This is a genomic window from Frankia sp. CcMO1, from assembly GCF_977945845.1.
Window position 1 is genome coordinate 1 of sequence record NZ_CDWTMG010000133.1, and the last position, 12901, is coordinate 12901.

The 12901-nt window shown below is 69.8% G+C and carries 10 protein-coding genes, 1 tRNA gene and 1 pseudogene; 6 read left to right on the forward strand and 6 right to left on the reverse strand.

Annotated features, from left to right (window positions below; genetic code table 11):
• The 3 genes from AC08OU_RS15740 to AC08OU_RS15750 form a co-directional block, all read right to left on the reverse strand.
• The coding region (locus AC08OU_RS15740; protein ID WP_476605210.1) for a [protein-PII] uridylyltransferase at positions 1 to 2019 on the reverse strand (2019 nt) is incomplete at its 3' end.
• 260 nt (positions 2020 to 2279) lie between these two features.
• The gene (locus AC08OU_RS15745) at positions 2280 to 2621 is read right to left on the reverse strand and encodes a P-II family nitrogen regulator (protein WP_011434886.1); all 342 of its coding nucleotides are present in this window, start codon (positions 2619 to 2621) and stop codon (positions 2280 to 2282) included.
• Positions 2618 to 3907 carry an ammonium transporter gene (locus tag AC08OU_RS15750; protein ID WP_476599794.1) on the reverse strand — a complete coding sequence of 430 codons (1290 nt, stop codon included), beginning with the start codon at positions 3905 to 3907 and terminating at the stop codon, positions 2618 to 2620. Before AC08OU_RS15750 ends, AC08OU_RS15745 begins: the two co-directional genes overlap by 4 nt.
• A 645-nt stretch (positions 3908 to 4552) precedes the next feature.
• Between AC08OU_RS15750 and AC08OU_RS15755 the strand changes: the two genes are divergently transcribed.
• The gene (locus AC08OU_RS15755) at positions 4553 to 5566 is read left to right on the forward strand and encodes a C40 family peptidase (RefSeq protein ID WP_476599796.1); all 1014 of its coding nucleotides are present in this window, start codon (positions 4553 to 4555) and stop codon (positions 5564 to 5566) included.
• Positions 5567 to 5628: 62 nt separating this feature from the next.
• Here the strand turns inward: AC08OU_RS15755 and AC08OU_RS15760 are convergent, their stop codons facing one another.
• A complete protein-coding gene (locus AC08OU_RS15760) occupies positions 5629 to 6321 on the reverse strand; it encodes a metal-dependent transcriptional regulator (RefSeq protein ID WP_476599798.1) in 693 nt (230 codons plus the stop codon).
• Between the two features lie 203 nt (positions 6322 to 6524).
• Between AC08OU_RS15760 and AC08OU_RS15765 the strand changes: the two genes are divergently transcribed.
• Together AC08OU_RS15765 and AC08OU_RS15770 are read left to right on the forward strand one after the other, a co-directional pair.
• Positions 6525 to 6749, forward strand: coding sequence for a DUF3039 domain-containing protein (locus tag AC08OU_RS15765; protein WP_023839854.1), 225 nt, complete (start codon positions 6525 to 6527; stop codon positions 6747 to 6749).
• Between the two features lie 222 nt (positions 6750 to 6971).
• Positions 6972 to 7044, forward strand: a tRNA-Arg gene (locus AC08OU_RS15770).
• A 238-nt stretch (positions 7045 to 7282) separates the two neighbouring features.
• On the opposite strand, the pseudogene AC08OU_RS15775 reads toward AC08OU_RS15770, so the two are convergent.
• Positions 7283 to 8726 (reverse strand): annotated as a pseudogene (locus AC08OU_RS15775) (SulP family inorganic anion transporter); the annotation flags it as partial.
• Between the two features lie 475 nt (positions 8727 to 9201).
• Here AC08OU_RS15775 and AC08OU_RS15780 point away from each other — a divergent pair.
• Together AC08OU_RS15780 and AC08OU_RS15785 are read left to right on the forward strand one after the other, a co-directional pair.
• The gene (locus AC08OU_RS15780) at positions 9202 to 9549 is read left to right on the forward strand and encodes an ArsR/SmtB family transcription factor (RefSeq protein WP_476599799.1); all 348 of its coding nucleotides are present in this window, start codon (positions 9202 to 9204) and stop codon (positions 9547 to 9549) included.
• 127 nt (positions 9550 to 9676) lie between these two features.
• Positions 9677 to 10930 carry a malic enzyme-like protein gene (locus tag AC08OU_RS15785; protein WP_462203930.1) on the forward strand — a complete coding sequence of 418 codons (1254 nt, stop codon included), beginning with the start codon at positions 9677 to 9679 and terminating at the stop codon, positions 10928 to 10930.
• A gap of 491 nt (positions 10931 to 11421) precedes the next feature.
• Here AC08OU_RS15785 and AC08OU_RS15790 read toward each other — a convergent pair whose 3' ends face one another.
• Entirely contained in the window at positions 11422 to 11862 is a 441-nt protein-coding gene (locus AC08OU_RS15790; protein ID WP_462188008.1) for a type II 3-dehydroquinate dehydratase, read from the reverse strand.
• 326 nt (positions 11863 to 12188) lie between these two features.
• Here AC08OU_RS15790 and AC08OU_RS15795 point away from each other — a divergent pair.
• On the forward strand, positions 12189 to 12901 hold a 713-nt coding region (locus AC08OU_RS15795), incomplete at its 3' end, for an aminotransferase class I/II-fold pyridoxal phosphate-dependent enzyme (protein WP_476605211.1).

The window sequence follows — 12901 nt, forward strand, 5'->3', positions numbered from 1 at the left end:
GTAGTCGCGTTCCCGGGCGGCGAGCCGACCGGCGACGTCGAGGGTGCCGGCGAGCGCGGCCCGCAGGTCGGCGAGCAGCCGCGCCGGCTCCGGTACCCGTCCGTGCGGCGCGGCCACGGCGGCCTGCAGCAGCGCCCGACCGCCGTTCCTCCGGGCCGAGGCCCGCCGGATGTCCAACCGGTTCAGCGCAAGGACACCAGCGATGATCGCCAGCAGTCCGACGTGGTCGGCGCTGACCACCACGATCTCGAACATGCCCTCGTCCGGCAGCGGATTGACCTGGACGACGTGCTCGTCGGGCAGCGCGAGCAGACCACGCTGCCGATCGTCGAGGTGCGGGGGACACGGGACCCGCTCGCCGCCGAGGACGGCCCGGGCCCGCTCGACGAGGTCACCGATCAGCCGCGCCTTCCAGGCGTTCCACGCGGTCGGGCCGGTGGCCCGGGAGTCGGCTTCGGTCAGTCGGTGCAGCAGGGTGAGGATCCGCACGCTGCCGGCGGACGCGGCGACGCTCTCGATTGTCCCGGGATCGTCGATGTCCCGCCTGGTCGCGGCCTCGCCGAGAAGCAGGTGGTGGCGGACCATGGCGACAAGCACGTCAACGTCCTCGGGCGGCAGGCCCAGCCGCGGGCCGATCCGTTCGATCTGCACGATGCCCGCGTCGGTGTGGTCGCCGGAGAAGCCCTTACCGATGTCGTGCAGGAGGGCGCCGAGCAGCAACAGATCCGGCCGGTCCACCTCGCGGGTGTGCGCGGCGGCCCGCGCCGCGGCCTCCATCAGATGCCGGTCGACGGTGTAACGGTGGTAGGGATTGCGTTGTGGTCTGCTGCGCACCGCCGCCCACTCCGGGATGAGCCGGACGAGCAGCCCCACCTGGTCGAGGGATTCCAGCACCCCCACGGCCGCGTCGCCGGTGGCCAGCAGCGTGACCAGCGCGTCACGGGCGGCGTCAGGCCAGGGGTCGGGCATCGGTGGAGCCTCCCGGGCCAGCCGGTCGACGGCGTAGCGGCCCAGCGGGAGCCCGCTTCGTGCGGCCGCGGCGGCGGCCCGCAGCACCAGGACCGGGTCCTTCGCCGGATCGACGTCCCGGGCGAGCTGGACCTCGCCGTCCTGGTCGACCACCCCTTCGCCGAGGGGGCGGCGGGCTGGCCGCCGGCCGCCACCGCGCCACCGCGCCACCGACCGCAGGCCGGCCGCGACCCGGTACCAGGTGGTGTCCCAGGTCCAGGAGATGGCGCGTCCGGCGTCGGCGACCGCGTGCGCGAGTGCGAGCGCGTCGGCGTAGCCGAGCATGGTGGCGACCGCCTCGGAGTCCTGGAGCAGGAGCCGATCGTGGGCTCGTCCCCGACTCAGCCGGCGGATCTCGCCGCGGGCATCGAGCAGCACCTGACCGGCGGCGGTTACCCGCTCGGAGGGGGACTCGGCGACCCAGGCCGCCGCGAGGGCGTGCAGGGCATGGACGTCACGTAGTCCGCCGCGGGATTCCTTCAGGTCGGGTTCGAGCAGGAACGCGACCTCACCGAGCCGGGCGGCCCGTTCCGCGACGGCCTCGGCGAGCTCGGGCAGTCGTTTCGGGGCATGGGACCGCCACCGGGCGCGAGCCCGCTGGGCGAGTTGCGTGGCCAGCGTCGCGTCACCCGCGACGTGGCGGGCGTCGAGCAGGCCGAGCGCGGCCTTGAGGTCACCGTCGGCCACCATGATGGCCTCGTCGACGGTGCGCACGCTGTGATCGAGGCCCACCCCCGAATCCCACAGCGGATACCAGACCGCGTCGGCGACGGCGGAGATGTCGTTCTGTTTGCCGTCGTGGACGAGGACGAGGTCGAGATCGCTGCCGAACGCGGGCTCCGCGCGTCCGTAGCCGCCGACGGCCACTAGGGCCATTCCCGGCCCGGGATCGCCGAACAGGTCGACTAGGGCATGGTCGGCGAGGTCGGTGAGGATGCGGCGCAGCCGTGGGCCGGTCGCCGTGGGCAGGCGCTCGGAGCGGCCCTTGAGGATCTCCAGGCGGTCCGTCATGGCTGTCCTCCTCCGTTCGGCCGTCTGGCCGTGATCGATCTCGAATCTGGAGCGATCACGGCCAGCGGAGCGCCGAGCCGAGGACACAGAAACGCGCACCAGCGCAACTGTGGTCTCGGGTGGTGCCGGATCGTGTGGTGTCGCGGGTGGTGCGTGTCGCGGGTGGTGCGTGGTGCCGGGTGGTGCGTGGTAACGGTGATGGATGGAGTCGGGTGGTGCGGTGGAGCCGTGCCGCGGTGGCGTTGCCACGCCCGGCACTACTACAGCGCGTCCGCCCCCCGCTCGCCGGTACGGACCCGTACCACCGACTCGACCGGAACGACCCAGATCTTGCCGTCGCCGATCTTGCCGGTCTGCGCCGACGACGTGATCGCCGCGACCAGATCGTCGACCGCCCCGTCCGCGACGACCACCTCGATCTTGATCTTCGGCACGAAGTCGACCTTGTACTCGGCGCCGCGGTAGACCTCGGTGTGGCCTTTCTGCCGGCCGTAGCCCTGGACCTCGGAGATCGTCAGTCCGTGCACGCCCAGGGTCTCGAGCGCCGCCTTCACGTCGTCGACCTTGAACGGCTTGATGACGGCGGTGACGAGCTTGGTCATGCCTGGGCCTCCTCGGGCACCTTGACGGGGCTGATGCTGCTCGTGGGCAGCGAGCCGCTACCGCCGATGGACGTGAAGCGGTACGCCGTCTCCCCGTGCAACGCCTCGTCCATGCCGGCGATCTCGTCGTCGGCGTTCAGCCGGAGACCGATGGTGTACTTCAGGGCGAGAGCGATGATTGCCGTCACGACGGCCGAGTAGCCCAGCGTCGCGCCAACGGCGAGCGCCTGCTCCCCGAAGACGCTCCACGGGCCGCCGTAGAAGACGCCGTCCTTGCCGGCCTCGTTCGTGTCGACAGTGGCGAAGAGGCCAGTCAGCAGGGCGCCGAGCACACCGCCGACCAGGTGGACCGCACCGACGTCGAGCGAGTCGTCGATGCCGACCTTGCCCTTGATCGAGGTGGCCAGGGCGCAGACGACGCCAGCGATGCCGCCGACGGCGATCGAACCCATCGGAGAGACGAAACCACAGGCCGGGGTGATGGCTACCAGACCCGCGACCGCGCCGGACGCGGCTCCCAGGGTGGTCGCCTTGCCGTCGCGCAGCTGCTCGGCCGCGAGCCATCCGAGGATCGCGACGCCGGTCGCGATCTGGGTGTTGAGCAGGGCGTACCCGGCGACCTTGTTGGCGCCCAGCGCGGAACCCGCGTTGAACCCGAACCATCCGACCCACAGGATGCCGGTGCCCAGGAGAACGAACGGGACGTTATGGGGACGGAAGTCGCCGGTCGGCCAACCGGCCCGCTTGCCGAGGATCAGCGCCAGCACGATCGCCGCGATACCGGCGTTGGCGTGGACGACCGTGCCGCCCGCGAAGTCCAACGCGCCGCGCTCGAACAACCAGCCCTTGCTCGCCCACACCCAGTGTGCGATCGGCGAGTAGACCAGCAGCGACCAGAGCGGGATGAAGATCGCGAAGGCGCTGAACTTCATCCGATCGGCGATCGCGCCGGTGATGAGGGCGGGCGTGATGATCGCGAACATCAGCTGGAAGGCGACGAACACGACGTACGGGATCGCGCCGTCGCTGCCGGAGAGGTCCTGGAGCGCGAAGAAGTCGAATCCGCCCCAGAAGCCGTTACCCTCGCCGAATGCGACGCTGAACCCGATGGCCGACCAGATCAGCGTGACGATCCCGATGCAGAAAAAATTCTGCATGATCATTCCGAGTACGTTCTTCGCTCGGACCATGCCACCGTAGAAGAACGCCAGTCCGGGCGTCATGAACAGCACGATCGCGGAACTGATAAGCATCCACGCGGTATCGCCCGAATTCAATTTGTCCATGTCTCTCCTGTCATTCCCCGCGCGATGCGCGGACTGCGCTCACCCGGTCCCCGGCCACGCTGCGCTCGTCCCGGATCCTCGGGTCCGCAGAGTCGGCAAGATCTGTTCCCGACCTATGTCTTAGCTGTTTCTGACGTGTGAAATCGCTAAATTGGGTGGCCTGTGACCCGATCTCGTCGGCTGGCGGTGGGCACTTGGAGACTCTCCGCTCGTCACGGCGTGCTTCCGTGACTGTATAACTGCATAGAGTTACCATCCGGCAGTGTGAGCAGTGTCCCCACGGAGGGCTGGCATAGCGCCGGCGAACCGCGCCCCGGGCCCCGCCGTCCCCGTGCTGTCCCGCCATCCCGGTTCGGCCAGCGAACTTCGAAACACGTCGCAAGGCAGACTCCCGCCGCCGGCCCGACCGACGGTCCCCAGCCGACCGGGAACGATCCGACCGGATGGCGCCCGAAAGCCGGAGCGCCCATTGTTCTCAGACTGGTCGGCATTCTCGTCGCCGGGCCTCCGGTTGTCTGGGGGTCTGCCGGATCCGCCTGGGCGGCGCCGGCGACTCCGGCCTCCGGGTCGGCCCCGGGGAGCCCGGGAAGCCCGGAGAGTCTGCAGGCGGAGATCAACGGTACCCGGGTACGGCTGGACGAATCCATGCGTCAGACGGCGATTGCCACCGAGGTGTTCAACGCCGAACGTATTCGGCTGGCCGAGGCCGAGCGGGCCGCGGCCGCCGCGGCCGGGCGGGTCGACCGTGCTGACGATGCTGTACGGCAGGCCGCGGACAAACATCGGGGGTTGGCGGTGTCGGCGGATCGGGCCGGGGGATTCGGGCAACTGTCGTTGCTGCTGACCGGCGACCCCCGACAGGTACTCGACCGGGCCGGTGCGGTCGATGCGCTGGCCCGCCGGCAACGGGTGGCGGACACCGGCCTGCGGCTCGCGCGTCGGGATCTCACCGAGGCACGCCGGAGCGATGACATGGCACTCGCGGGCAAGAGGAAGATCGTCATGCGGCTCGCCGCGCGGAAGCGGTCCATCGAGGCGTCCGCCGCCGAACAGCGCAGTCTGCTGCAGCGGCTCGAATCCCGCTACGCATTGCTGGAACGGCAGGCCAGGGAACGTCAGGCCGCCGCCGCGCGGGCCCGCAGGGCGGCGCAGGCCGCCGCTGCGGCGTCGGCGGCCAGGAAGGCCGCGGCCGAACGGGTCCGTTATCGGAAGGAGTCGGCCGCGGCTGCGGCCGCGGGCCGGGCGTTCGCCCCGGCCCCGACTACCCCGGCCCCGACTACCCCGGCACCCACCCCGTCGACGGGCGGCGGTGGCGCGTCGCGCGCGGTGCAGGAGGCATACGCCCAGCTGGGCAAGCCCTACGTGTGGGCCGCGGCGGGGCCGAAGTCCTTCGACTGCTCGGGCCTGACGCAGTGGGTCTGGGGGAAGGCCGGGGTCTCGCTGAGCCACTACACCGGATCACAATGGAATGAGGGGCGCCGCGTGGACCGGGCGGGCCTCATTCCCGGTGATCTCGTCTTCTTCTATGCCGATCTTGATCATGTCGGGATCTATATCGGGGGCGGGAAGATGATCCACGCTCCGCGGACCGGGGAGGTGGTCAGGGTGGAGAAGATCTGGTGGTCGAGCTTCCGGGGGGGCGTGCGGCCGGGAGCGTGACACCATCGGCCGTCGGCGGAAGCGATCAGGACGGCGACGGCGACGGTGCCGTGGGCGACGGGTCAGCGGTCGACGTAGACGAGAGCCGCGGTGCTACGGCTGATCTCCGCGTTGGTCTGGCCGTTGGGGGTGACGATGTGGATCAGGTTGCCGCGGGAGCCCGGCGTGATCTGCGCGCCGGGGACGATCGCGGCGTCCTGAAGCCGGCGCATGATGCTTTCGTCCGTCTGCAACCGCTCGGAGATCCAGCTCACCGTGACCGGCCTGCCACCGCCGGACGATGCGAGGTCGGCCGACGCCAGTAGGCTCACCGGGGCGGAGGTCGGCCGCGCCGTGGTGTGGTGCTGCCGGGAAGGCGGGATCTCGTTACCGAACGGGCAGCGATTTGGATCGCCGAGCAGGACGGTGAGGCGCGCCTCGACCTCGTCGGAGATTACATGCTCCCACCGGCAGGCCTCGTTGTGTACCAGCGCCCAGTCCAACCCAATGACTTTCGTGAGCAGCAGCTCGGCCAAACGGTGCTTGCGCATGACGGCGGTGGCCCGCAGCAGGCCCTTCTCCGTGAACTGCACGGTCCGGTCGTCGGCGAGGGACACCAGCCCCTCGTTGGCCAGGCGAGCCGTCGACTCGCTCGCGGCCGGCGCGCTGACATGCAGGCGCTCCACCAGACGCGCGCGCAGCGGGGGGATGCCCTCCTCCCTCAGCTCGTACAGGGTTCGGAGGTACATCTCGGTACTGTCGATCAATCCAGTCACCGGTCTCCTTCGTCCTTATCCAGGGTACGCCCCGTCCGGGAGTCACAAGAGCCATCTGCCCCCCGAAGGCCATGCCGGCCGGCCGGTTTCGATGTCCCGTCGCCCCCTTCCCGCGGACCGGGGTCGGTGTTCCACGACGTGTTCCATGGCTTCGGTCCGGCGGCGTGTCCTCGTGCGGCGCCCGCGGCACTAGACTTGACGCCATGAGCACGACTCAGATCGCGCCTGAGACATCGAACACCCAGACGGACGAAGGTGACGATCACTCTCACTACGCCCGTCGTGAGGAGATCGTTCGTGCGTCCATCGAGGGTGGCCGGGTTACGGCGTTGTGCGGCTACAAGTTCGAACCGGTGCGGGACCCCTCGCGTTTCCCGATCTGTCCGAAATGCAAGGAACTCGTCGAGATGGCCGAGCAGTTCGGCTGATCGCGCCGCGCCGCGCCGGTACACAGTGCCGGGCGGCCACGGTCCTCGATGGCTGTCATGAGCCTTCGGTAATAATCGGTCGTTGCAGTAGATCGAGCGTGTCGGCGGGCTGTGGACGGTGTGCGGATGCCCTGCCGATCGGGATCCATGGTGTCCCCCGGGCCGGCCGCTCCGCGACCCCGTATGATCTGTTGCACGAGCCAGACTCGATGTCCCTCGCCGGCCCCAGTAGCTCAGTGGATAGAGCGACCGCCTCCTAAGCGGTAGGCCGCAGGTCCGATTCCTGCCTGGGGCACATCCGTCATGTCGATCGCCGCCTCCGGTCGGTGGGACCAGAGTCCCCTGCGGGGCGAGCTGCGTTGCGAGCCGCGCGACCGCGGCTGACGCCGCGCCGGCTCAGGTCGGTGGGGACGGCAGCCAGGGCGCCGGTGTGGTGGAGATGGTCCCGGGCGGGCCTGGATGGCCGACGGGGTGGAGTCGAACAGGCGTCCCTGGCCGCGTAGCCGGTCCACCAGACCGACGGCGGCCACCGCTTTGGCATGCTCGGGTCGCAGCCCTGACACATACACCTTGACGCCACGGTGTTCGAGCCGGTCGATGACGTCGCGCAGGACGAGGGCGCCGGTGCCGTCGACGGCGCTGACCCGGGACAGCCGGAGGATGAGGATCTCGACGTCGGCTACCTCGGTGAGCTCCAGCAGGAAGCGGTGGGCGGCGGCGAAGAACAGGGGGCCGTCGATACGGTAGGCGACGATGTGCTCGGCGAGCAGCGCGTGTTCGGAATCGTGATGATCGCCAGGGTCCAGCGGCACCTCCTCGACCCGCGCGGTTCGGGCGATCGCGCGCAGGGCGAGGGCGCCGGTGACCGTGAGGCCGAGGACGACAGCGATGACGAGGTCGAGCGCGAGGGTCGCCCCGGCGGTCAGCGCCATGACCAGGGCATCGGAGTGTGACGCACGGCCGAGGGTGCGCAACGAGGAGACCTCGACCATCCGCACCGCCGTGGCGAGCAGAACACCCGCGAGCGCGGCGAGCGGGATGCACGCGACCAGGGGGGCGGCGGCGAGCATCACCCCGGCGAGGACCACGGCGTGCGCGAGGGCGGCGAGCCGGGACGAGGCACCCGAGCGGACGTTGACCGCGGTGCGGGCGATCGCGCCGGTGGCGGGCACCCCGCCGAACAGCGGGACGGCAAGGTTGGCCAGCCCTTGGCCGAACAGCTCCCGGTCGGGGTCGTGGTTCTGGCCGACGGTCATCCCGTCGGCGACACTGGCCGAGAGCAGGCTCTCCAGGGCGGCGAGCGCGGCCACGGCGACGGCGGCCGTGGCGAGCGTCGGGATCGCGGTGATGTCGAGGAAGCCGAGCGAGGGACCGGGCAGGGTGGCGGGGATCGCGCCGAGGGTCGTGACGTCCCACCCGCGGGCCGTGACGAGGGCCGTCGCGAGGGCCACGGCGAGCAGCGAGAGCGGGACCGTGGGCCGCAGCCGGGCGCCGACCAGCATCGTCGCCGCGACGCCGACGGCGAGCGCAAGTGCGAGCCAGTGCGGCCGGTGGACGAAGTCGGCTACAGCCGCCCAGGCCACGCTGGTCACCCGGTCACCGTTCCGGGCGCGTACTCCCAGGGCCGGGGGAACCTGCTGAAGGAAGATCACCGCGGCGATATCGCACGGAGCGGCCGACCCGCAGGACTGCGAGTGCGAGCAGGATCATCCCGGCGAGCAGCCCGACGGTCAGCACACCGGCCGGCCCGTGCCGGTGCACGATCGGCACGAGCACGGCGGTCATCGCGCCGGTCGGCCCGGACACCTGCAGGTTCGACCCCCCGAAGACCGCTGCGAGAGCACCCGCCACGATCGCCGTCACCAGCCCGGCGGTCGCGCCGAGGCCGGAGGAGACCCCGAATCCCAGCGCGAGCGGCAGCGCGACCACCGCAACGGTCATCCCCGCGAGCAGGTCACGGCCTGGCTGGCGGCGCATGCTCTCGATATCGGCCCGGCCGGGCAGGAGCCGGCCGAGTTCTAGCCGGCCGAGTGGCTTGGACCAGCGTGACGGGGCCGTCCTTATGGGGGTGGGGCCGGGGGTCGGGAGTCCTCGGCCTGCCCCGCTGTCGTCTCGATGCGGATCCGATCCTCCCGTATGCTGGGATGAAAAATTGAAGGTTTCTTCAATTTACATGATCAAAAGTATGAGGTGAGCGAGATCTTGGACACAGCGCCCCCCGTGGAGCCGTGCCGTGCGATAAAGAGCCGTTTTCCGGCTCCGAAGTGTGGTAACGAACAGTTGATAAATTCTGCAACTGGCGGGAAGGCCGCCATCGGGCGCGAACGGGTCGCGGCGCTGCTCACCATGCCGACGTGGTCTCTGGGTGGGCGGTCGCCGGTACTCCGGCCAGGTTGGTACCTCGGCCGGTAGGCCCCGGCCGGAGCTGCGCGGAGTCGACGGGAGGTGGCTCGTGACGAGGCGAGTTCCGTTGCACCAGGCTAAAGCGGAATTTTTTCGCATGCTTGGACATCCGGTGCGGATTAGGGTGCTGGAGTTGCTGCAGGACGGGCCGATGCCGGTGCGGGATCTCCTGGCCGCGATCGAGGTGGAGTCGTCGAACCTTTCCCAACAGCTCGCGGTGCTGCGCCGGTCCGGGATCGTGACCGCGACGCGGGACGGCCCGACGGTGGTGTACGCGCTCGCGGGCGGGGACGTGGCGGAGCTGATGCGCGCGGCCCGGCGGATTCTGATCGAGATGGCGGCCGGGCAGGCCGGGCTGTTGGCCGAGTTGCGCGAAGCGGAGACAAGCTCCTCATGAGCATGAAATGTGGTGGACCGATCTCCGGGAGCCCCGCCTATGGGACTCCCGGAGATGGGAGCCCCGCCGAGGGGTCGCCTGGGGGACCGGCGCGCACCCGACGGAGTCGGGCACGGGTGGAGCCGGCGTGACGCCCTCTGGACCGGCTGTCCCGGCCGGTTCAGCCGGTCCAGCCGGGGTCAACCCCGCCTACAGCGTCACGGTCCGCGTTCCGCACCGGGCCACGATGATTATCGAGGCGGTCATCGCCGCAGCCCCCGGCCCCGTGACGTGCTACGCGGACGAGCCGGATCCCGGGGGCGGCCGGCGGATCACGTTGGATGCCGACAGCGGGTCCACATTGACCTGGCTGGTCCGGGCGCTACGGGAGCGGCTGGGTGCCGATCTGTTGCAGACCGAGGATCCCGTCTTCACCGTCGCGTCGACCGGCAAACTCGCCCAGTGTCTCCGCGCGTCGGTCATGACCGGTCACGATCTTGCGTTGTTGGACGCTGACGCCGATCGCCGCGTCATCAGCCACCTGGCCATGCACCCGGCGCACACCGACCGGTTCACCGGCCGGCCGCGCCGGGTGGCGCTGCTCACCGACGGCAGCGCCGTCCTGGACTTCGAGCCGCTGGCCGCTGAGGCGGCCCTGCCAGCGGTCGAGTCCCAGGCGGTCCACCTGCACCGGGCGACCGGGTTCGACGTCATCCCCATGCCGATCGCCGCCCACACCGCAGCCGAGCTCGCCGCGGCGATCGGCATGCTCGCTCCGGGATTCGCCGCCACCGTCCTGGTCCACACACACGTCCGCCGTATCGACGCCGCCCGCGCCGCGCTGCGGTCCGCCGCCCCGTATCTGCTGCTCGACACCGTCAACGACGGTCTCGCCGTCGCCGCCGCGGCTGCGGTCCTCAACCATCTCCGGGCGCGTGACCTCGCGCCGGGGCGGGCCCGCGTCGCCGTCGTGGACCCGGCTCGGGGCGGCGATCTCGCCGGCTTACTGATCGGTGTCGGCATCCACGAGATCACTCTCTACGATCCGGTCGATTACGGCATCCAGCCGCTGCACCTACTCGCCCCCGAACTCGATCTGATCGTCGACCTGATCGGCTTGGCGGCGCCGCCCAAGGGCGTTCCCGTCCTGCGGACCCGCCCGGAGACGCCCCCTCCGCTGGCCCGCGCCACCTCGGGCCCGCGCCCGCTGCACGCGCTGCCCGGACTGCTGCGGGCGGTCGTCACCACTCGCCGCCCGGTCACCCCCGCTGCCCGCCTCGCCGCCGTGCACGCCCTCATCGGTCAGACGCCGCCCGGCAGCGTGCTGCCTCCCCTCGACCATCCACGGCTCGCCCCCGCCGTTGCCGCGGCCGCCACCCACGCCCTCACCGCGCAGGAGTAGCTCACCGCGCTCCCGGCGGAGGTGGTCACCTGGTAGGGGTGGTGGGGCCCGCCACCGACAGGCCCACCGGCGAATCTCGGCGAATGATCGTCCGCTGGGAGGACCGTTCCTCATGAACGGGATGAACAGGGTGCGTCGTCATGGGCGGCACTCTCCCGCCGGCATTACGGATGCGGAAGTACGGCGGCCCCGGTCTGGTCTTTGCAACACATCGTCCAAAAATGCCCTAAAGGGCCGTACGGCCATATGCCAGTAATGCGCCACCCCGGTTCTTCGGCCTGCCGGGAAGCCCGAGCCGGACCGGCACGGCCGAGGAATCGACATGGCCGAGGAGATGACACCGGGCCGAGGACACTCGTGCGTCCGAAGCCGGCCGGCCTGGCGTGGGGAGTTCCACGTCGCGGGTGGCCTGGTCACGTTGGGAAGGGGGTACGAATGCTGCTCCGCGTGACCAGCCATCCGAAGAGTCGTTCCTGGCCCGGCGGGACGTCTCAGCTCGGCGCGGGGACGAGGTCCAGCAGTGCCTGAGCGGCAAGCTCGTACCCGAGGGCCCCCAGGCCGACGATCACTCCCCGGGCGAGCGCCGAGAGAATGGATTCGTGCCGGAAGGACTCCCGGGCCCAGACATTGGAGAGATGGACCTCGATCCACGGGTTCGGATAGTTGGCCAAAGCGTCGCGAAGGCTCCAGCCATACATCATCAGCGCACCTGGATTGACGATCGCGCCGATCGAGCCGTAATTATCTTGAATGGTGTTGATCAATTCGCCTTCGGATTCACGTTGCACGGAGACCAGTTTCCATCCGCGGTCCGAGATCCGAGCCGCGACGGCCGCCTCGATATCGGCCAGTGTCGCCGTGCCGTAAACTTCCGGCTGGCGCCGGCCGAGTATGCCCAGATTGGGGCCATTCAGGAGAAGTAGCGTGGGCACGGCACCTCGCAGACAGGCTGGCCGGCTCGACGGCCGGCGTCTCTTATCCGGAACCCCACATTTATAGCAAAGCCACCTGCTGGACACCTGTGAGCTGGGCGGATTGGCTGAGATGTTCTTCTAGAGTTCATTTGTAGCCCGTCCGTTGATGCCGATGTGTCATGTCCGGAGGTCGATGGGGAACCCGGGGGTACTGAAGGTACCGTCCGTCATGCATCCTCTTGTGTGGATTCCTTCGCTGGTCGCGATAATGGAACCGTCGACGGAACCTTGATCCCGGCGCGGAGAACAACGGTATGGCCACAGGTAAGAAAAGGGTGGGGATCGTGATCGGTAGAGCACGGCATGCGCCGGAGTTGCCAGCCTGGCCGCAGTACTCCGACGAGGAGCGCGGTGGTCTGATCCGGGCGTTGGAACAGGGCCAATGGTGGCGCATGGGTGGCAGCGAGGTCGATACCTTCGAGCGGGAATTCGCTGCCTACCATGGGGCCAGCCACGCCCTCGCCGTAACCAACGGGACGCATGCGTTGGAGCTCGCGTTGCAGGTCCTGGGGGTCGGACCTGGCAGTGAGGTCATCGTGCCGGCGTTCACCTTCATCTCCTCCTTGCAGGCGGCCCAGCGCCTCGGCGCGGTGGCCGTGCCGGTCGACATCGACCCGGACACGTACTGCATCGAGGTCACCGCCGTGGCAGCTGCGGTGACCCCACGCACTCGGGCGATCATGCCGGTGCATATGGCGGGCCAGGTCTGCGACATGGACGCCCTGGCGAAGCTGTCCGCGGATGCCGGGGTCCCGCTGATCCAGGACGCGGCGCACGCGCACGGTGCGCAGTGGCAGGGTAAGAAGCTCGGTGAGCTGGGCTCGGTGGCGGCGTTCAGCTTCCAGAACGGCAAGCTCATGACCGCCGGTGAGGGCAGCGCCGTCACCTTCCCCGACGCCGAGCTGCACGAACTCGGCTTCCTGCGGCACAGTTGCGGGCGGCCACGCACGGACCGCCGGTACTTCCACCAGACCTCCGGGTCGAATTTCCGGATCTG

What these genes read in the sequence shown, in the direction of transcription:
- AC08OU_RS15745 (WP_011434886.1), bottom strand. Translation starts at nt 2,621, where the DNA reads ATGACCAAGCTCGTCACCGCCGTCATCAAGCCGTTCAAGGTCGACGAC.
- AC08OU_RS15750 (WP_476599794.1), bottom strand. Translation starts at nt 3,907, where the DNA reads ATGGACAAATTGAATTCGGGCGATACCGCGTGGATGCTTATCAGTTCC.
- AC08OU_RS15755 (WP_476599796.1), top strand. Translation starts at nt 4,553, where the DNA reads ATGCGTCAGACGGCGATTGCCACCGAGGTGTTCAACGCCGAACGTATT.
- AC08OU_RS15765 (WP_023839854.1), top strand. Translation starts at nt 6,525, where the DNA reads ATGAGCACGACTCAGATCGCGCCTGAGACATCGAACACCCAGACGGAC.